This window comes from Vibrio sp. T3Y01 (genome assembly GCF_013114525.1).
Lineage (GTDB): Bacteria > Pseudomonadota > Gammaproteobacteria > Enterobacterales > Vibrionaceae > Vibrio > Vibrio chagasii_B.
In genome coordinates this window covers 88135-108795 of record NZ_VTXJ01000017.1, presented here as the reverse complement: position 1 = coordinate 108795, position 20661 = coordinate 88135, and the positions used below count along the sequence as shown (strand labels likewise).

General features: G+C 44.1%; 17 protein-coding genes, 2 tRNA genes and 1 pseudogene. 11 read left to right on the top strand and 9 right to left on the bottom strand.

From position 1 onward, the window contains the following. The first annotated feature begins 20 nt into the window (after positions 1-20). From F0232_RS17720 to F0232_RS17705, 4 genes and pseudogenes are all read left to right on the top strand, one after another. Positions 21-97, top strand: a tRNA-Asp gene (locus F0232_RS17720). A 35-nt stretch (positions 98-132) separates the two neighbouring features. Next, a tRNA-Trp gene (locus F0232_RS17715) sits at positions 133-209 on the top strand. Positions 210-511: 302 nt separating this feature from the next. Continuing rightward, positions 512-1350, top strand: a pseudogene (gene mepA / locus F0232_RS17710) (penicillin-insensitive murein endopeptidase). 244 nt (positions 1351-1594) lie between these two features. Next, a complete protein-coding gene (locus F0232_RS17705; RefSeq protein ID WP_004740369.1) occupies positions 1595-1903 on the top strand; it encodes a hypothetical protein in 309 nt (102 codons plus the stop codon). 42 nt (positions 1904-1945) lie between these two features. Here F0232_RS17705 and F0232_RS17700 read toward each other — a convergent pair whose 3' ends face one another. The 3 genes from F0232_RS17700 to rdgC form a co-directional block, all read right to left on the bottom strand. After that, positions 1946-2200, bottom strand: a complete 255-nt coding sequence (locus tag F0232_RS17700) for a YfhL family 4Fe-4S dicluster ferredoxin (protein ID WP_004740368.1) — start codon at positions 2198-2200, stop codon at positions 1946-1948. Positions 2201-2228: 28 nt separating this feature from the next. Next, entirely contained in the window at positions 2229-3632 is a 1404-nt protein-coding gene (gene yegQ / locus F0232_RS17695; protein ID WP_061033314.1) for a tRNA 5-hydroxyuridine modification protein YegQ, read from the bottom strand. Between the two features lie 204 nt (positions 3633-3836). Continuing rightward, positions 3837-4751, bottom strand: coding sequence for a recombination-associated protein RdgC (gene rdgC, locus F0232_RS17690; protein ID WP_008223904.1), 915 nt, complete (start codon positions 4749-4751; stop codon positions 3837-3839). 194 nt (positions 4752-4945) lie between these two features. On the opposite strand from rdgC, the gene phoB reads away from it, so the two are divergent. The 3 genes from phoB to F0232_RS17675 are packed head-to-tail and all read left to right on the top strand — an operon-like array spanning position 4946 to position 7941. Beyond that, complete coding sequence (gene phoB / locus F0232_RS17685) at positions 4946-5635, top strand: phosphate regulon transcriptional regulator PhoB (RefSeq protein ID WP_004735064.1); 690 nt, start codon at positions 4946-4948, stop codon at positions 5633-5635. Between the two features lie 33 nt (positions 5636-5668). Next, positions 5669-6967 (top strand): phosphate regulon sensor histidine kinase PhoR, encoded by a 1299-nt coding sequence (gene phoR, locus F0232_RS17680; protein ID WP_004740365.1) that lies wholly within the window; start codon positions 5669-5671, stop codon positions 6965-6967. Between the two features lie 17 nt (positions 6968-6984). Continuing rightward, positions 6985-7941 (top strand): PstS family phosphate ABC transporter substrate-binding protein, encoded by a 957-nt coding sequence (locus F0232_RS17675; RefSeq protein ID WP_061033312.1) that lies wholly within the window; start codon positions 6985-6987, stop codon positions 7939-7941. Between the two features lie 46 nt (positions 7942-7987). Here F0232_RS17675 and ppx read toward each other — a convergent pair whose 3' ends face one another. Further along, positions 7988-9499 carry an exopolyphosphatase gene (ppx, locus tag F0232_RS17670; RefSeq protein WP_171731946.1) on the bottom strand — a complete coding sequence of 504 codons (1512 nt, stop codon included), beginning with the start codon at positions 9497-9499 and terminating at the stop codon, positions 7988-7990. Then, the gene (ppk1, locus tag F0232_RS17665) at positions 9490-11586 is read right to left on the bottom strand and encodes a polyphosphate kinase 1 (protein WP_171750949.1); all 2097 of its coding nucleotides are present in this window, start codon (positions 11584-11586) and stop codon (positions 9490-9492) included. The genes ppx and ppk1 overlap by 10 nt, the downstream gene beginning before the upstream one ends. Before the next feature lie 200 nt (positions 11587-11786). On the opposite strand from ppk1, the gene F0232_RS17660 reads away from it, so the two are divergent. From F0232_RS17660 to phoU, 4 genes are all read left to right on the top strand, one after another. Then, positions 11787-14003, top strand: a complete 2217-nt coding sequence (locus F0232_RS17660; protein WP_171750948.1) for an ABC transporter permease subunit — start codon at positions 11787-11789, stop codon at positions 14001-14003. Positions 14004-14104: 101 nt separating this feature from the next. Continuing rightward, positions 14105-15814 (top strand): phosphate ABC transporter permease PstA, encoded by a 1710-nt coding sequence (gene pstA / locus F0232_RS17655; protein WP_171750950.1) that lies wholly within the window; start codon positions 14105-14107, stop codon positions 15812-15814. 1 nt (position 15815) lies between these two features. Next, positions 15816-16634 carry a phosphate ABC transporter ATP-binding protein PstB gene (gene pstB, locus F0232_RS17650; protein WP_004740359.1) on the top strand — a complete coding sequence of 273 codons (819 nt, stop codon included), beginning with the start codon at positions 15816-15818 and terminating at the stop codon, positions 16632-16634. Positions 16635-16708: 74 nt separating this feature from the next. After that, positions 16709-17407 carry a phosphate signaling complex protein PhoU gene (gene phoU / locus F0232_RS17645; protein WP_004740358.1) on the top strand — a complete coding sequence of 233 codons (699 nt, stop codon included), beginning with the start codon at positions 16709-16711 and terminating at the stop codon, positions 17405-17407. 9 nt (positions 17408-17416) lie between these two features. On the opposite strand, the gene F0232_RS17640 is transcribed toward phoU, so the two are convergent. From F0232_RS17640 to F0232_RS17625, 4 genes are all read right to left on the bottom strand, one after another. Further along, complete coding sequence (locus tag F0232_RS17640; RefSeq protein WP_061033307.1) at positions 17417-17908, bottom strand: hypothetical protein; 492 nt, start codon at positions 17906-17908, stop codon at positions 17417-17419. Positions 17909-18056: 148 nt separating this feature from the next. Continuing rightward, positions 18057-18608: a porin family protein gene (locus F0232_RS17635; RefSeq protein WP_061033306.1), complete on the bottom strand. Its 552-nt coding sequence runs from the start codon at positions 18606-18608 to the stop codon at positions 18057-18059. A gap of 128 nt (positions 18609-18736) precedes the next feature. Continuing rightward, complete coding sequence (locus F0232_RS17630) at positions 18737-19666, bottom strand: LysR family transcriptional regulator (RefSeq protein ID WP_105059074.1); 930 nt, start codon at positions 19664-19666, stop codon at positions 18737-18739. Positions 19667-19765: 99 nt separating this feature from the next. After that, positions 19766-20509 carry a copper homeostasis protein CutC gene (locus tag F0232_RS17625; RefSeq protein ID WP_061033304.1) on the bottom strand — a complete coding sequence of 248 codons (744 nt, stop codon included), beginning with the start codon at positions 20507-20509 and terminating at the stop codon, positions 19766-19768. Between the last annotated feature and the right edge of the window lie 152 nt (positions 20510-20661).

Here is a 20661-nt window from a genome sequence, read left to right as displayed (position 1 = left end):
GACGACAAGTAGTCCACTGCGGAGTGGTAGTTCAGTTGGTTAGAATACCGGCCTGTCACGCCGGGGGTCGCGGGTTCGAGTCCCGTCCACTCCGCCACTTATTCAGAGTTTCAGCTCTTTAAAACTGAAAATAGGGGTGTAGCTCCAATTGGCAGAGCAGCGGATTCCAAATCCGCGTGTTGGGAGTTCGAATCTCTCCACCCCTGCCATATACGAAGCCTCAGCAGAAATGCTGGGGCTTTTTTACGTCTGTTGCTTCTGCAAAGCAATGTTGGGAGCTGGAGCGCCAGCCCGGTCGAATCTCCGGAGTGTCGGCCCACCCCTACTATATTTAAGGCTCTAGTCGAAAGACTAGAGCCTTTTTGCTTTCTTAAGTTGAAATACTTCATAATCCCCTTTCAGCTTCTTCTATCTCAAATTTCTCTCTGCTCCCAAAAAGTTGCCAATAATCGTAAACTGTTCTCAAATGCCGACTAGTATAAATAATATGCATCACTTACATGGAGCGGTTATGAGGTTATCTTTTGTTTTAGTTGTCCTATTTTATTCATTTTCTTCTTTAGCAACCCCTTGGGAGAAAGAGAAAAGCCCGACGACAAACTCGACCTCATCGATCGGCAGTTACGCTAACGGCTGCTTGGACGGTGCACAGGCTTTACCGATTAATGGTGTTGGCTATCAGATTATTCGTCCCCAAAGGGAGCGTTACTATGGTCACACAGAGGCTATTAAGTTTGTTGAAAGGCTCGGCGTAACAACAAGTGAGCAATTGAATACGAATCTATTGATTGGTGATATCTCACTTCCTCGTGGTGGACGCTTTTCATCTGGGCATTCAAGCCATCAAACTGGGTTGGATATAGACATATGGCTGAGGTTAACGGACAAAAAGCTTTCTGAGAATGAACTCGCGGTTCCTAAGCCAGTCAGTGTCGTCGATCTTACTAACTACAAGCTTCGCCAGTCTAATTGGACTAACGACCACTTCCAAGTTATTCGCCATGCCGCTAAAGATGAAAAAGTGGTGCGGATTTTTGTTCATCCAGTGATTAAGCAGACCCTTTGCGATCAGGAAGTTTCTGATGTTAAAGAAAGGGACTGGTTAGGCAAAATCAGGCCGTGGTGGGGACACTATTCTCACTTTCATGTTCGTTTGAAGTGCCCACAAGGCAGTGCCAATTGTATCCCTCAAGCCAAACCTCCTAAAGGTGATGGCTGTGGCGAAGAGCTCGCGAGTTGGGCGCCAAAGACAATCCCTGTTCCTCCCCCTAAAAAGGTAGCAACTAAAAAGAAAAAAAGAAAATTAAAGTCATGCCTAGTCAGTGTTTAGCCTTGATTTCAAATAAGTAATAGAATTATCAATGGCTTGTTAAGGTGGTAATGCCACTCGTTTTGTCGACTCTAAAAACTGGAGAAATGTCACACTTTTGTCTAGAGTTTATAAATGCGACATTAAGAATATCGTTTGATATTGAGAGCATTAATTTGACTGGGCTAGGTCAGGAGTAAGTGTTTGGGGTGAAAGATGCGGCTTATGTGTAGTATGTGAAATCAGAGTCTGATACCCGTAGATAGATAATTCAAGGATAAGACTATGACTATGATTTGTGCAAAGGAATTTTCAGAATGGTTAAGACATAGGTTCAGCACTGAGAATGCGGGTATTTCTATTTCAAGAGATGACATCAACCAACTAACAGGTAGGCAGCGATTAGATCCTAGCTTTGTCAACGATGTACATTATGAATTGATGCAGTATGGAATGGCATTTGTGACCGATACTGGGCGGGAAAACTTTTATCTAGTACCAGTATCACAGTCGATAAATTGGCGAGAGCGACTCGAATATCAGTTCGAAAAAGAGTTATTCTGCAACATTTATCCCATGGAAAAATCCGGATAAGAAAAAGGTTCAACTTATTGATTAAGTTGAACCTTTTCTCTTTTAGGTCAAGCCTTGAATGATAACAAACTTTTCTAGGAGCTCGTCTTCAGTTTCAATGTGGTTTGGATCAGTGATTATGCACTTGGTTATTGGGCATACCGACTGACACGTTGGCTTCTCATAGTGACCTTTACATTCAGTACATAAATCTGGGTCGATTTCGAAGATGCTGTCACCCATAGTGATTGCGCCATTTGGGCATTCAGGGTCACACATATCGCAGTTTATGCACTTGTCAGTGATTAACAGAGCCATTGCTTACTTCTCGGTTTTCTAAGTAAAGTTACTTACCAGATGCGTTGCGTGTGTCTTGGCCTTCGCTCAAGTTACGCATCAACAAGCCGTACTCTAAGTCTAGATCAGCTGGTACAGGGATGAATACAAAGTGACCGTTGCCTTTTGCGTCTTCAACTGCTTCCGACTTACGGTTTTCCATCATCTCTAGTGTGAAAACAACGTTACCTTTCGGTGTCATCATTTCTAAGCTATCGCCTACTAGGAACTTGTTCTTCACTTCTACTTCCGCTAGATCGCCACGGCGTTTACCTGTGAATTCACCAACAAATTGTTGAGTGTCAGAGATAGAGTAACCGTACTCGTAGTTTTGGTAAGTGTCGTGAGTATGACGACGTAGGAAGCCTTCAGTGTAACCACGGTGCGCTAGGCTCTCTAGTGTACCCATTAGGCTCTCATCGAATGGTTTACCCGCTACAGCGTCATCGATAGCTTTACGGTAAACCTGTGCTGTACGTGCACAGTAGTAGAAAGACTTAGTACGGCCTTCGATTTTCAGAGAGTGAACCCCCATCTTTGTTAGGCGTTCAACATGTTGGATTGCGCGAAGGTCTTTTGAGTTCATGATGTAAGTACCATGCTCATCTTCAAACGCAGCCATTTTCTCTTCAGGCTTGTGTGACTCTGAAAGTAGAACCACTTCATCTGTTGGTTTACCTAGACCTAGTGTGTTGTCTGGACGTTCGTCTTGAACTTCAACATCCTGAATCTCAACACCAGTAGGGTTTGCTTCAACGATCTGACCGTTTTCGTCTTCTTTAGCCGCTTCTGTTTTGTATTCCCAACGACAAGCGTTAGTGCAAGTACCTTGGTTAGGATCGCGCTTGTTCATGTAACCAGAAAGTAGGCAACGACCAGAGTACGCCATGCAAAGTGCACCGTGAACAAAGATCTCTAGTTCTGTTTCTGGGCAGTGTTCGCGGATCTCTTCGATCTCTTCAAGTGATAGCTCACGAGATAGGATGACACGCTCAACGCCTTGTGTAGCCCAGAATTTTACCGTTGCCCAGTTTACAGCGTTAGCCTGAACTGAAAGGTGGATAGGCATTTCAGGGAATGCTTCACGAACCATCATGATAAGACCAGGATCAGACATGATAAGAGCGTCTGGGCCCATATCAACAACTGGCTTAAGGTCGCGAATGAAAGTTTTTAGTTTAGAGTTGTGTGGCTGAATGTTACATACAACATATAACTTTTTGCCTTGAGCATGAGCTTCATCGATACCGATTTGTAGGTTTTCGTGGTTGAACTCATTGTTACGAACGCGAAGGCTGTAACGTGGCTGGCCCGCGTAAACTGCATCAGCGCCGTAGGCGAATGCGTAACGCATGTTTTTAAGGCTTCCTGCCGGTGATAATAGTTCAGGTACAAATGGTTTTTGTGTAGTCATTGCTTCGTTCTCTAATCTGATCTCAAGTCAGGTTGATACCACCAAGTGATATCAAAGGGGCGCAAATTTTACGCTAAAATGAGTCTGGTTGATAGCCCTAAAGATAGCAATGATATTAAGAAGAGAGTGAAGGGATAAATATACAGCGGGAAATGTAGGGAAAATAAGCTCAGGCACGGAGCACCTGAGCTTTGGAGATACCGATTAAGCGTTCGGTTGAGTTAATCCACCTAGTGATTCGAATAGATTCGGAAGGAACACGCTGAACTCACCACATAGCAATGAGAAATCTGCATCAAAGCGTGCTGCTTGGTCCTCACGAGGGATATCGTCGTTCTCATCTTTAAGTTCATCGCTGAACTTCAGGCGTTTGATACTGCCGTCTTCAGCCAGGATGAATTCAATGCGATCTTGCCAGTTGATAAGCAGCTTGGTTACCACTTTATTTGCTTCGATGTGGTTTTTAATCTCGTCTGCTTCTAGCTCTTGTTTCTTAACTCGAACAATACCACCGTCTTCTTGAATCGACTTAAGCTCAGCTTCATCAAGCATTGTAATGCCTTGAGGTGTATCACCTGATTTAACCCACTCGGTTAGAGTCGTTTCAATCGCTTGCTCAGGAATAGCTGGCACGACTGGTAGGCTACCCATTGTTTTACGCAGCAGAGCTAACACGTCTTCTGCTTTTTTGTAGCTGCTTGCATCAACCACAATGAAACCTTCTTTTGGCATGATCAGCGCGTATGTGAAGTTACTGCGGCTGAATGCGCGAGGAAGGAGATCAATGATGATGTCTTCTTTGAGGCTGTCTTTCTCTTTCTTTTTAAGAGGAGTGCCTGACTCAGCTTCAAGTGTTTCGATTTTTGCATTCAGTGACTCTTTAATCACAGATGCTGGTAGCATTTTCTCTTCTTTCTTTGCACAGATGAGAATGCGGTTCTCTGATACGTGCGTCATCATATCGCCATGTTTACCCATTGCGTGCACCCAACCAAATTTCTGTTTGTCTTGGCTACCACAAGGAGTAAAACGGAATTCTTCAAGTTGTTTCTCTAGCTGATCTGCGTTGAAATCAATATCACGGTTGAAGCGATAGACTAGGCAATTTTTAAACCACATATATTTTTCTCATACCTTTTTAGAAGTGCTTCATGATATGAGATCTAATTCGATTTGTCCTTAGCTCTGTATCAAAAGTTATAAAGTGAAACGTTTGAGACAGTTATATGAAAATTTGTTTTCAAAGGTCACAAAAGTGTCATAATTAACTCAGATAATGCAATGCGTTGATTAAATACAAAGGCTATTCAATTATGTCGAGAAGGATTCTGGTCGTTGAAGATGAAGCACCTATTCGTGAGATGCTGTGTTTTGTACTTGAACAAAAAGGCTACCAAGCAGTAGAGGCTGAAGATTACGATACAGCGGTAAACAAGCTATGTGAACCTTTCCCAGATCTAGTATTACTAGATTGGATGCTACCTGGTGGTAGCGGGATAAACTTTATCAAGCACATGAAGCGTGAAGAGTTAACTCGCAACATCCCAGTGGTGATGCTAACAGCTCGTGGTGAAGAAGAAGATAAGGTTCGCGGTTTAGAAGTTGGCGCTGACGACTACATTACCAAACCGTTTTCGCCAAAAGAGCTTGTTGCTCGCCTTAAAGCGGTGATTCGTCGTGTAACACCAACGGCATTGGAAGATGTGATTGATGTACAGGGCCTTAAATTAGACCCAGTATCACACCGCGTGACCGCAAGTGAAGGTCCAGTTGATATGGGACCAACAGAATTCAAAATGCTGCATTTCTTTATGACGCACCAAGAGCGTGTATACAGCCGAGAGCAGCTGCTTAACAACGTTTGGGGTACCAATGTTTACGTTGAAGACCGAACGGTTGATGTACATATTCGACGCCTGCGTAAAGCGCTTGAGTCTGCAGGTCACGATAAGCTAATCCAAACGGTTCGTGGCGCTGGCTACCGTTTTTCTACAAAGGCTTAATGTGGCTTCGCTGCCCAGTTTACGGAGTCCTGAATGGTTGAAAAGTTAACCTGGAAAAAGCTGGCTTGGGAGCTGGCTTTTTTTTACGCACCATGGGTTTTAGTCGGATGGATATTCGGTTACCTACCTTGGTTACTGCTGGCTGCTACGGTATTGCAGCTCGGCTGGCACCTACACAACCAAATGCGTTTGTCCGCATGGCTGTGGGATGAGAAGCGTCTAACTCCACCTTCAGGCTCTGGGAACTGGGAATCTCTGTTTAACGGTATTTATCGTATGCAGCAGAGACAGCGTCGCAAACGCAAAGAACTGACTAACCTTATCCGCCGTTTCCGTAACGGTGCAGAATCGCTTCCCGATGCCGTTGTGGTATTTCGTGGTGAAGGCAATATCGTTTGGTGTAACAAGCTAGCTCAGTATTTGTTGGGCTTCCGTTGGCCAGATGATTCAGGTCAACCGATCTCGAATTTGATTCGTACTCCAGATTTTATTAAGTACCTTAATAAGCAAGATTTCTCTGAGCCATTAGAGATGCCTTCTCCTCTGAATGTGGAGCGTATGCTTGAACTGCGTATTGTGCCGTATACCGAGGGTGAACACCTGATGGTGGTGCGTGATGTCACCCAGCTTAAGCAGCTAGAGGGCATGCGCCGTAACTTCTTCGCTAACGTCTCCCATGAGTTGCGTACACCAATGACCGTCCTTCAAGGTTATCTTGAAATGACCGAAGACCCAGACATGATCGTTGGCCCAATGTGGACCAAGGCGCATGGCGTAATGACTGAGCAATTGAATCGTATGAACAGTTTGGTTAATCAGCTGCTCACGCTTTCGAAAATTGAAGCAGCGCCAATGCATGAGTTGGATGAAGTGGTTAACGTTCCTGCGATGCTGGAAGTTCTTGAGAAAGAAGCAGCCAGCCTTAGCGGTGAGCGAGAACATAAACTTGAATTTGATATCGATAAGAGTCTGCGAGTTCTTGCCGACGAAGACCAATTGAGAAGTGCGATTTCGAATTTGGTTTATAACGCGGTTAAATACACACCCGCAGGTGCGACGGTCAAAGTGCGTTGGTATCAAACCAGCCAAGGTGCGTGTTTAGACGTGTCAGATACTGGTGATGGTATTGAGCCTCAACACTTACATCGTCTCACTGAGCGCTTCTATCGTGTAGATAAAGCCCGCTCTCGTGATACCGGTGGTAGTGGTCTTGGATTAGCGATTGTAAAACATGCGCTTAGCCACCACGATTCACACCTCGAAATTCAAAGTGAAGTGGGCGTCGGCAGTCGTTTCCATTTCACGTTGCCAAACCGGTTGACCGTGTCATGAGTGACTTAATACGCAGGATGCGTTTGCCGATTGGTTCACTGTTAGCGATGGTATTGGCGTGTCCAAGCTTTGCTGAGCAGAGTGTTGAGTCATTGCCTGATTATTCCAAGGTTCCAGGTATCTCTGGAAGCTTGTTGTCGGTCGGGTCTGATACCTTGGCTGGGATGACGACATTGTGGGTAGAGGAGTTTAAATCCTATTATCCGAATGTGAACGCTCAAGTCCAAGCATCGGGCTCTTCTACTGCACCTCCTGCACTGACGGAAGGGACAGCACACCTAGGTCCTATGAGCCGACCAATGCGCCTACGTGAAGTGGAAGCTTTTGAAAGAGAGCATGGCTATAAGCCAACAGCATTGCGAGTCGCTATTGATGCAATCGGGCTGTTTGTCCACCGAGATAATCCTATTGAAGGGCTTAACTTCCGTCAGATTGATGGCATCTTTTCTGAGACATTACGCTGCGGAGCAACGAAGCCCCTCAATAACTGGCAAGATCTCGGAATCGATCAGCCATGGGCGAAACATCGATTCCAATTGTTCGGTCGCAATTCTGTATCGGGGACTTATGGATACTTCAAACAGAATGCACTGTGCGGCGGTGACTTTAAAAATCGTGTGAATGAGCAACCTGGTTCGGCTTCAGTCGTTCAGTCGGTCGCTTCATCCATCAGTGGGATTGGCTACTCGGGCATTGGCTACCGCGTAGCAGGTGTTAAGCTGATTCCTATTGCAGAGCACGGCTCTAATTATGTTGAGCCTACGCGTGAGAATATCTTGAGTGGTGATTACCCTCTATCTCGTTTTCTCTATGTATATGTAAATAAGCACCCGGATAAACCACTTTCTCCGGTTGAGAGAGAGTTCCTTACCTTTGTATTCTCAAAGCAGGGACAAGAGCTTGTGGAAAAAGATGGCTATCTAGCGATACCGTCTGAATTTGCAGAGCAAGAACTCGCAAAAGTTGGGTTATAGCTCGAACTCAATATACAGATAGCCTACTTTCGGTAGGCTATTTCCCTCATTTCAAATCTAAACACCAACCGGCACTTTTCCAGCGCTGCTGTTCTTCTTTTAACTCGTAATCGAGTAGTTGGTTTGTATCTAACCAGTCATTGTTTTCGCCAATCAAACTCCAATGGTCATCCATTTTTATGGTTAGTTTTATATTGGGTACTGGCGCTTGGCTGCGTTGTCGATTGAGTAAAATTGCCAGCCTAAGTATTCGGATCGTCAGCGTCACTTGCTGCAACGAAAACAGTGAGAATGTTGGCAAGTCTTGCAGCTTGATCGCTTTTCTTTGATATCGAACGATAAGGGAAATCAGACGCTGTTGCTCGGTATTAAAACCGGGCATGGTGGTGTGTTTAATCAGATAGGCTGAATGGCGATGATACCCTTGAAATGCCACGCTTTGGCCTACTTCATGCAGCAGTGCAGACCAACCAAGTAGGTCAAACAACTCAGCGTCTATAGTGCCTTTGAGTTGTGGTTTAGCTTGCAGTAATAGGGTGTGAGCTGTCTCTTTGACTTTTTCGGCGTGCGTTAAGTCAACATGATAGCGAGAGAGCAATGTTTCTGCGGTACGAGACCTTATATCAAGGCTCTTGAACTTATCTTCCATGTCATACAGAACGCCTTCCCTCAATGCTCCGTCAGACACATACAACTCATCTATATTTAAGCTATCCATGACAGCGGAAAGAATCGTGACACCTGCAGCAAAAACGGGCTTTCGTTCATCGCTTAAACCCAACAGTTTGATGCTTTCTACAGATGAAAACTCCTTTAGATGGTTTTTTAGATAAGTAAGCCGTTGTGGAGTGATGTACTCATCGATAAAGCCCAACCCTTTGAGTACCTCTTTTATGGATTTTGCTGTGCCAGATGAGCCAAAAGCGATTTCCCAAGAGGTGGATTGGTAATTCTTAATGACTGGTGTTAATAGTTGAATCGCAGCGGTATAAGCAGTAGCAAAATGCTGTGAAGTTAACTGGTTATCACTAAAGAACCGCTGAGTAAAACTGACGCACCCCATCGGCAAGCTATGCATGACGTCGGGTGTGAAGCCCTGTCCGGTCACTATTTCAGTGCTTCCTCCACCAATATCGATAACGAGCTTTGATTTGGAAGCGGTTTGAGTGTGTTCAACCCCGTTGTAAATCAATCGTGCTTCCTCTTGCCCTGAAATGATCTCGATGGGAAAAGGAAAAATGAGTTTGGCTTGTTCGATAAAGGTGTTTGAGTTCTTTGCTTTTCGTAGGGTATGGGTAGCTACGACTCTGACATCGTCTATCTCAAAATCAGTGAGTCGTTCAGCGAATACTTTTAGACACTCTAGCCCGCGATGAATCGCTTGATCTGATAGTTGGTGGTGTTCACCCAACCCATCACCCAACCGTACTTTCTGTTTATGTCGGCTGACGAGTTGTAGGTGTTTGCCAAACACTTGAGCAACCACCATATGAAAGCTGTTCGAACCTAAATCGATAGCTGCAATGCATCTGGATTGTTTGTCGTCACTTAGCGGCATGATTTCTTCTCTTGCTTGTGCTTTTTACGAGCTTGCTTCTCTATATGTTTAATATAGTGGTAAGTAGCGAGTTGTGACGTGGAATGCGTAAGTTGAGTTGTGGTTGAAGGCTTGTACTGATTGGTCATCGTATGATCGATCATCCGCGCCTTATGTTTGTCATCAAAATGAAACTCGGTGATATCAATGATAGTTTGCTTGATCTTAGAATCCAAAATTGGCGTTGCTACTTCAATTCTATGGTCAAAGTTTCGAGTCATCCAATCGGCAGAAGAGATGTAAACCTTGGGCTTTCCGGCATTGTGAAAGATCATCACTCTTGGGTGCTCAAGAAAACGATCGACCACACTGATGATCTCAATATTGTCACTGACGTTTGGTATTCCCGGAACCAGTGAGCACATACCACGAATGATCATTCTTACTTTTACGTTGGCTTGGCTCGCTAGGTAGAGCTTTTTAATGATTTCGCGATCCACCAAGTTATTGATTTTTAAAGTTATGCTCGCAGGCTTACCCTCTGAGGCATTCTGGATCTCTTTATCGATCAGCTGATACAGACGCTTTCTGGTATTTTTAGGTGAGACTATCAGCTGTTTGAACTGCGTTTTTTGATACGGGTTTTCGATGTATTTGAAGACTTGGCGAACTTCATGCGTGAGCTCTGGGTTTGCGGTAAGTAACGATAAATCGGTATAGACACGAGCGGTGATTTCATGAAAATTACCTGTACCGATATGAACGTAACTCTCCATAGCCTTGCCGTTCTTGCGCTTGATGAGTAGCAATTTTGAATGGATTTTTAGACTAGGGATGCCATAAATCACCTTCACTCCTGCTTCTTGGAGTCTCTTTGCCCACTGAATGTTGGCTTGCTCGTCAAAGCGGGCTTGAAGCTCAACCACCACGGTGACTTTCTTGCCATTGTGGGCCGCATCAATGATCGAATTGAGTAACTTAGAACCTTCAGCAACACGGTAAACATTGATTTTGATGACCGTTACCTTGGGATCAAACGAAGCCTGCCTGACTAGTTCGGTAATGTGATCGAAAGTATGGTAGGGGTAGTGCAGCAAGATATCGCGAGCTTTGATCGCTTCAAAATAGTTACTGTAATGAGCAAACGACGCACACTTAATCGGTGAGAGAGGCGCGTTAACGAGATCATCTCGATTGAGGGTTGGGAAATCACAGAAGTGCTTAAAGTTTTGATAACGACCGCCAGAGAGCACGCTGTCATAATCTGATAGCTTGAGCTTGGTTCGTAAGAAATTCAGCATCTCTTGTGGCATCTCGGATTCATAGATCAAGCGTATCGGTAGCGCCGTTAAACGTTGCTCAATACCAATCGACATTGATTCCAGAAGGCTGCAGTTACTGTCTTCTTGCAGGTCATAGTCTGCATCACGTGTCATTTTGATGGCGAAGCAACGCAGCGAATCGTATTCGAAGAAGCCTTTAAGTAAGTCGCCTAGGCAGAAGCGAACTATATTATCTAATAAGATCAGGGTAGTACGTTGTGAGTCTGACGGACTCGGCAGTTTTACAAATCGAGGTAAAGCGTCTGATGGAATCTCTAACAGAGCGTATTGAGATGACCCATTGTGCTCAATATCGATAGCTAAATAACTTTGTTCGTCTTTGAGGATATTGAGCAGTTGGCTATCTTCGTTGAGTAGCAAAGGCGTGAGATGCGGGAGTATTTTCTTCCTAAAGTATTTTTTAAGCCAATCACTCTGCTCGGTATTAATTTGCTGTTCATTAACCAAAAAAATACGATTACGTGCTAATTCGAGCAACAACTCTTTGTAAAGTGAATGAAAACAAACATCTAGCTCATTCGCCTTCTGTTGCATCTGAGTTAGCAAGGTTTTTGAGGTGTCAGAGTTTGATTTAGGATCTCGCAATAAGATCTTGCGTTTTACGTCGGAAAATCGGACTTTGTAGAACTCATCGAGGTTTTTTGAGTAGATCCCTAGAAAACGAACTCTTTCAATCAAAGGGACAGACTTGTCAGCCGCCTCTTGAAGCACTCTTTCATTGAACGATAACCAGCTAAGTTCTTTTGCGACATAGTCTTTTTCCATCGTATTGTTGATCCTTGAATGCTGACTATTGGGGTGACTAGTTTAATTTATAACGTTAGCGCTCACAAAAGTAATGATCTTTGGATAATAAAAAGGGTGAACAAACTTGTTATTAGTTTCAGTTGTTTAACGTAGCTTGTAATATAATTGTCATCTAAGATACATATTATGTCAGCAGCTAAAAAAAGGTAGATAAACAGATGGCTTCAGCCCAATTTTCATTGAAAGAGCGCGACAAAAAAAGATGGTTGAAAGATCGTCTCGTCCGTTTTTCGGTGACATGTGGTGGTGTCAGTGTTTTAGCTGCCTTGGTTTTGATCTTTGTTTATCTAGCAATGGTCATTTTACCGGTATTTTCCGATACTGGTTTAGAGACTGATCAAGCGGTTAAAACTGTAGTGGTAGATAAGCCTATCGCACTATCGGTTGATGAGTACGGTCAACACGCCTTTACTGTCGAAAAGTCTGGTTTGGTTCAGTTTTGGGACTTAGACTCGCAAAATACACACTCTTATTTCGAGCGAAGTGTATTAGCAGATCCTATTGCCTTCTCTCGAAATACCCCAGCTGAAAATTGGTTTGCCTTTGCTGACAGCGCTAGCAACATCACTTTCTTCTCCCCTGAGTATAGTGCGCCTGTACTTCAAAAGGGCGCTGAAGCTCAACCAAAAATCGAGCAAGTTGCTCTGCCTAACCCCTTCTTAACCGATGAACCAGCGAACGGCACGTTGATCGATAAGTTCGTATTCTCTAAAAGTGGGCGCGATATTACTGTTGCCGCTCAGTTAACTGACCAACGAGTGCTAGTGAAGTGGTACCAAAGCGACTTGGCTGGTGGCTATGTATTAAAGAATAGTCAATGGTTATCGAATAAGCTTGGTGCTCAACAGCAGCTATTGATGACACCAGATGGGCAGACTTTATACCTTCGAGCAAAGTCTGACTTAGTGGTATTAAAACTCGCTGATAAAGGGTTTGATGTCCGTGAGGTGATCGACCTGAGTTTGAATGACGCCAAACACGGTGTGAAAAGTATCGATTTATTATCTGGTGCTTATTCGTTGTTGGTTACACATCAGGATGGACAAGTCTCTCAATGGTTTGATGTGCTGAAAGATGAAAAGCGTAGCCTAACCCATATTCGAGATTTCCAGCTCGCTGAAGAAGTTCAATTTATCTTGCCGGATACCTACCGAAAAGGCTTCTATAGTTTCTATAAAAACGGCACATTACAGAGCCATTATACGACCAGTGAAAAGCTGTCTCTGTTTGAGCGTGCGTTTGATAAGTCACCTCAGTTAGCTGCGATGTCGGCTAATGAGCTACATTTGGCGACATTGATTGATGATAAAATCAGTGTGGCGAAAGTCGACAATGAATACCCTCAGATCTCATTCTCTTCGCTATGGCAAAAAGTCTGGTACGAGAGCTATCCAGAGCCGCAGTATGTATGGCAGTCAACTTCCGCCAATGATGACTTTGAAGAGAAATTCAGTTTAGTACCAATCACCTTTGGTACCATCAAAGCGGCGCTGTTTGCCATGATGTTTGCGGTGCCAGTTGCGGTGTTAGGTGCAATTTATACCGCTTACTTTATGTCGCCACGCATGCGACGAGTGGTGAAGCCGTCGATTGAGTTAATGGAAGCTTTGCCTACCGTAATTATTGGCTTCCTCGCGGGTCTATGGTTTGCGCCAATTGTAGAAACCCATTTAACCGCTGTATTCTCTTTGATGGTGATGTTGCCTCTGAGCGCTTTGATTACAGGACTTGTTTGGTTCTGTTTGCCTAAGGTTGTGACAAGTCGCTTCTCCAATGGCTGGCATGCACTTATCTTGATTCCGGTACTGATAGCAACGGTCGTTACGGTATTTGCAGCGGGCAACAGTATTGAAGCCTTGTTGTTTGACGGTGATATACGCACTTTCCTAGCTGGCTATGGGATCGATTTTGATCAGCGTAATGCCCTGGTGGTCGGTTTTGCGATGGGTTTTGCTGTCATCCCGACAATTTTTACGATTGCTGAAGATGCGATTTTCTCGGTGCCGAAGCACCTGTCTGATGGTTCACTCGCTCTTGGTGCTACCGCGTGGCAGACCCTGATTTATGTCGTTTTACTGACAGCCAGCCCCGGTATTTTTTCTGCGGTGATGATGGGATTAGGGCGAGCCGTTGGGGAAACCATGATCGTCCTGATGGCGACAGGCAACACGCCAATCCTTGATTGGAATATTTTAGAAGGGATGAGGACACTATCCGCGACCATTGCTGTCGAACTTCCAGAATCGGAAGTGGGTGGGTCGCATTTCCGTTTGCTGTTCTTAGCTGCGCTATTGCTGTTTATTTTTACCTTCGCTGTGAACTCGCTAGCGGAGTGGGTTCGACAAAGATTGAGAGATAAATATCGTGCTTTATAGTGTTAATACGTCACCTCAATCTGAATCTAGGCCTGCAAAGCTTTGGGGCTTAGCAAACTGCATGTATCGTTGTTCTATGTATCACTGTCAGGTAACACATGATGAATAGGCTCAAGTCGTTATTGTCATGGGTTAAATCTGGCTCGCCATGGATCTGGCTAACCGGTGGAGCAGTTAGCATCAGTATGCTTTCGGTTCTTGGTTTGATGCTCCTGATCGGCTGGAAAGGGCTGACCTACTTTTGGCCTGCGCCCTTGTATCAGTGGCAAGTCGATTCTAAAGATATGTCTCTGGTTGTTGACCTTGATGAAACCGTCTCTCAACAAGATGTGTTGATCGGTCAGTTGTATGAACGCAAATACATTCCAATAGAGCAAGTTCCGCAGGCGCACGATCTACTATCACCTCAAAACATTGCTACAGGGTTGATACAACGTTTGAGCATCAAGGTGGCGAATAGAGAACTCTATCCTGCTGATTTTATCTCGATTCTGGATGTGAATTTACTCGAGCCTACCACTCCCCGAGATTGGGCGGTGATAGAGCGTAGCCGAGGTGGTTACTTTTTTGGTAAGCCGGTTGGCTTTAAAACAGCATCGGGAACTTTTTACACCGATATCGACCAAAAGCTCAAAGACGGTTTAGCGTTTGCTGACACTCTGCGTGCTGAAACTTCACGCGTGGTAAACCAAGAGATTCGTAATATCAGCTGGCAGTTGGAAAACTTACGTCTAGAAAAGCGCAAGTTAGAACTTAATGAGTCTGTGAGCGATGAGTACCTTAAAACTTATACCGCAACTAGGCTTGAGCTGAATAGGCAGTTAGACGAAGCTGAGATTAAGCTAGAGCATCTCAGAACACAGTTGAATGTTGAGAGCTTACTTGTTGAAGATATGACGGGTGAGCAGGTTGAAATCTCGCTCAGTCATATTCTGGATTACTGGTACCCAAATAATATGTCTTACCTTGAAAAGGTTGGACATTGGGGCCATCAAGTGTGGAAGTTCTTGTCAGAAAACCCACGAGAATCCAACTCAGAAGGCGGTGTGTTCCCAGCAATCTTTGGTACAGTATTACTGGTTATTCTGATGTCGATTGTGGTGATGCCTCTTGGGGTGGTGGCGGCGATCTACTTACATGAATACGCGAAAAACAACGCGCTTACCCGTTTGATTCGAATTGCGGTTATCAACCTAGCCGGTGTACCTTCAATCGTGTATGGCGTTTTTGGTTTAGGCTTTTTTGTTTATACCATTGGTGGCTCAATCGATACCCTGTTGTATGCAGAACGATTACCTGCTCCTACCTTTGGTACACCAGGCTTACTCTGGTCTGCACTGACTTTGGCTGTGTTAACGCTTCCTGTCGTGATTGTGACGACCGAAGAGGGTTTAACACGTATCCCAAGCTCGGTAAGGCATGGTTCTTTAGCGCTCGGCGCAACTCAATTTGAGACCTTGTGGCGTATTGTTTTGCCTATGGCAAGCCCTGCGATAATTACCGGATTGATACTGGCGATTGCGAGAGCGGCTGGTGAAGTAGCTCCATTAATGCTAGTGGGTGTTGTAAAACTCGCATCAAGCTTGCCTGTTGATAGTCAGTTTCCGTATATACACTTAGACAGAAAGTTCATGCATTTAGGCTTTCATATCTATGATGTTGGATTTCAAACATCGAATATAGAGGCTGCTCGCCCATTGGTGTACGCGACTTCGTTTTTATTGGTTACGGTAATCGTGGGACTGAATTTAACGGCGATTAATATCCGTAATAACTTACGTGAAAAGTACCGAACCTTAGGACAAGATTAAGATGTTCTCAATTAATGAAACCTTGGGTTACCAAGCGCCTTTAGACGTACACAATCTAAAGGAAGAACAAATTGCTATCTCGATCGAAGGGCTCAATCTTTACTACAAAGAAAGCCAAGCGCTCGATGATATCTCGATGAAGATACCCAAAGGGCAAGTGACGGCATTTATCGGTCCTTCGGGCTGTGGTAAATCAACCTTACTACGCTGCATCAACCGTATGAACGATCTTGTCGAAGGCTGCAAAGTTTCTGGAAAAGTGAAGCTTCATGGCAAGAATGTCTATCATCCTAAAGTTGATGTTGCGACTCTGCGTCGTCGTGTCGGCATGGTATTTCAGCGCCCAAACCCGTTTCCTAAATCGATCTATGAGAATGTGGTTTACGGACTGAGGCTGCAAGGCGTAAGTAACAGCCGAGATCTTGATGATGCCGTAGAACGATCACTGCGTGCAGCGGCGTTGTGGGATGAAGTAAAAGATCGTTTACATGAAAATGCTTTTGGTTTATCTGGTGGTCAGCAGCAGCGTTTGGTGATTGCTCGCGCTGTCGCGATTGAGCCTGAAGTCTTGTTGTTGGATGAGCCGACATCGGCATTGGATCCTATTTCAACATTGACGATTGAAGAGCTAATCAACGATCTCAAGACGCAATATACGGTCGTTATCGTCACGCATAACATGCAGCAGGCTGCGCGTGTGAGTGACCATACCGCCTTTATTCATATGGGAAAATTGATCGAGTACTCAGATACGGATTCAATATTTACGTCGCCATTGAAAAACCAAACGGAAGACTACATTACTGGTCGATACGGTTAACGTTACCGTTCTCATCACTGGAGCTAAGTCACTCCAATATAAATGACTTATCCAATTCTTTTTAAGGAGCTGACATGCAATTTGGTCGCCATATCTCAGGACAATTTAATGTCGAGTTAGAGTCTATCCGTACCCATGTACTGACTATGGGTGGATTAGTGGAGCAGCAGCTCTCTTTTGCGATGCAGGCACTCCACAAAGATGATTTGGAACTAGCGAAGAAAGTGATTCGTGATGATCATAAAGTGAATGCGATGGAAGTGTCGATTGATGAGGCATGTACCCGTATTATCGCTAAGCGTCAGCCAACGGCAAAAGATCTGCGCTTGATAATGGCGATCATTAAGACTATTACTGACCTTGAGCGCATTGGTGATGTTGCCTCGAAGATCGCGCAAGGTGCGATTGATATCCCTTCGACAAAAGAACAGAAATTCCATGTATCGCTAGAGCCTTTATGCCGACAAGCGATCACCATGCTGCACCAAGTTTTAGACGCATTTGCTCGAATGGATGTGGATGCGGCAGCAGAGGTACACAAACTTGATGACAAGTTGGATGCTGAATACGAAGCGGTGATACGTCAGTTGATGACTTACATGATGGAAGACCCTAAGAATATTCCTAACATCTTACAAGTGATGTGGTCTGCGAGAGCCATTGAGCGAGTAGGAGATCGTTGTCAGAATATCTGTGAGTACATTATCTACTTTGTGAAAGGCAAAGATGTACGCCACCTTGGCGATCAAAGCCTAGATGACGCACTAAAATAAAGAACCTAGCTAGAAGCTCAGAATCGCGCCTAAGTTTAAGTTGATAGTGGTGTTGTAAGGTACAAAAGTCTTATTGTGGTCAAACAGATTCAAATCAGCACCCGCTCTAAGCGCGAGTACAGGCGTTGCTTGATACACATAAGCACCACCCAAACTTAGGCCGGTCGCTGTCTTCCTTTCCGTAATACCTGAACGTGTCTTTTCACCGTCATAGTCAGCAACACCCACCTCAGCTTGAAAGCCGTGTAATTGCTGTGAACCAAACATGTTTTGAATACCAATTCGATACGAGTTTACTGTTTCATCATAACGATCACTCTCATACCAAATGTCTGAATAGCTTAAGTAAACAGCACCTAGATCTGCGATATCAGTCAAGCCAACCTGAACTCCAAATCCATGATACGCACCGATTTTTAGTTCGGGTGAAAGGTGAAGGCCGGTGGCTGAAACGGAAGTTGAAAGCAGGGTAAGTGCAAGTAAGGGAGACTTAATCTTCATAAAATTACCTAGAGTATGTCGCCATCCTTGGCTGCAATGAATTTTGATTCGAATCGTTTAAAAAGGTGAGTCAAGCTTGGGTGAAATGTTAAAACCCAGCAAATGACTGATGGTAAAAAGCCAGCTGAGACGCTGGCTTTTTTATTGATTAGAAGCGGTAGCCGACAGTCCATGAGAATGTGTCGTAATCTACGTCATCGTAAGTCGCGAATTCAAAGCGCATATCAGTGTATAGGTGTTGTCCGAATTCAGCTCGGCCACCTAGGCCAACAACTAAGCTGGTATCGTTATATGATTCAGTCCACTTTCTATCTAAATAGCTAATAGAGTTATCTTCGCTTTGACGAGCTAGGCCTAGAACACCATAAGGTTTTAAAGAAAAACCATCTAAATCAAACTTATAACCGATGTCAGCATCAACTTGGAACTTGTAACCATCGATTTCAGCTTTGAAACCTTCAACGCTTTCATCGTCACTGTTAGTTGCGTAAGAAACGTTGATACCTACGATACGGTTAAATTCATAACCATATTCAAGCTTGATACCGTTACCCCAATCAACAGTATCGTCTGTTAGCCAGTCGGAAACTTGAGTTTTGCTGTAACCGAGACCAACACGGTGTTGGCTGTCAAAGTTGTTTGCAAAAACTGGAACAGAAAGTAGTGAAGCTGAAATTAGGGTAGTAAGTGCAATTTTCATATTAGTCTCTATTTAGGGTTAACTTAACTGCACGATCCTTCGTAGTTCAGTATCCGTTTTAATAGGGCTAATATTAAACAGTGTTTTATTTTTAGGCTAAGTAGTATTTTGTATAATTGTAATAAGCATTACTTATTAATATGTTCATTTAGTGCTTGCTGAACAACATCGCAGAGCCACATATGAAGAGGGTTATTACGATTCTTTATATGGATATGACTATACACTCCCACCGTTTTTAGTTCGCTCGCGATGTCTACATCAATGGCTCTCAGGTTGGGATAGTTGTGGATAGGAAAGAGGGTGGAATGTGGCATGTACATATCAGAATTAAGCAGAACATCTATAAGAGCTAATACCATTTCAGAACGGAATCCAACGCGATGAGGAATCGAGTGGGTTTCTAATATTCGTGAAGCTTGACTAAAGTTATCGTTCCAACCTGGTGATATTAGTGATGCAATCTCATAGCCTGCCAAATCTTGTGGGGTGACAATTGATTTTCTTATTGGATGATCTTTTCTTACAAATAGCTGCCCATCAATATCAATGAGCTTTTGAATATGAATTTCTTTTGAAACATCAGAGAGTTGATAAGCAACGCCTAAAAAGATTTTTTCTTTTTGTATGTCTTCAGCTGAGGATGTCGTCCAGCTCGTTAGCTCTAGCTCGCAGTTAGGTGCCTGTTGCTTGATGATTTTGTAAAGAGCCCCCGACAAACATGAAAGTACGACAGGGGAAAGCGCGATTTTTATTGAGTAGTCGATTTCTTTGGGGTCAAAGGTATTTGAAGAGTTAATCGCCGTTTTCAAACCATCTAAATGAGGTGTGATTTCATTTGCTAGCTGTTCGCTAAATGCTGTGGCTTGCAAACCTCCGTGGACTTTAACAAATAAGTCATCCGAAAAGTGATGACGCAGCTTCTGCAAAGCTTGACTAACAGCAGGCTGTGAAACAAAGAGTCGCTCCGCAGCCTTTCTGGTGTTTTTTTCTTGATAAACAATCAGGAATGTTCGTAACAGGTTTAAATCAAGAGAGCTGAATAAGTCTTTGGCCATATCTATCCATGAAAAATCTCTGCACTATTAAATCTAATATACGTCAGTCAGTTAGATTAGTCAGCGAGCTTCTCTAGATTTGTGTTAGCGACTGTTACCCTAAGCGATGAGAGAGGCTCTTACATCGGATATCTTACTCGCATCTGTCACGGGGATCTGATAATCATCAATATCATCACTGCCCATTTGAGCACTTGAGTTGTTTTCCATTAGGCTTGCTCTTGTCGATTTTCCCGAAAGATGAAGTGCAGGCACTTGAGTGGTGCTTTGAATCGTTTTGGCATTCGTTGCGTTGACGCCAGCCCCTGCCATTATATCGATTCTGCCATTGGCTTGTTTTACCATTGCTGACAACACATTGATGCCTTGCTCGGCATTAACAGCAAGCCCTGATGTCAGGATTCTTTCGCATCCAAGAGTGATGACCTGCTCTAATGCTGCTTGGAAGTCAGCGCTTTGATCGATGGCTCTATGAAAGGTAATCCCAAGCTTTAACGAGTGCGCTTTTTCAGCCAGTTGCTGCATTTTTGGCATATCAATACTTCCGTTTGGTGCTAACACACCAAGTACGACCCCATCCAATCCTGCACTTGCACAAGCTTCAATATCTTCAAGCATACAGATCATATCGTCATCATCGAATATGAAGTCACCCTGCCTTGGGCGTATCATCGCGTAGACCGGAACGGACGAAATTCTTGCCGCTTGCTTCATCATTCCGAAGCTCGGGGTTAACCCACCAAGTGCCAGTGAAGAGCAGAGCTCAATACGATTAGCTCCGCCTGCTAGGGCATTGTGTAGAGATTCTAGGTTATCGATACAAACTTCAATTTCGATGTTCATGATATTTTACTCGTTCAAATTGAGACTGTGGAAATCATAGCAATCTTGAGACGATTCTGAATAGGTAGCGATAGAGGAAAATAGAGGTAAAGTTTCGCTTTGCGGTTACCCCTATTCATAGTGGAGATGAGCAAGCAATAAACCATTGTTGA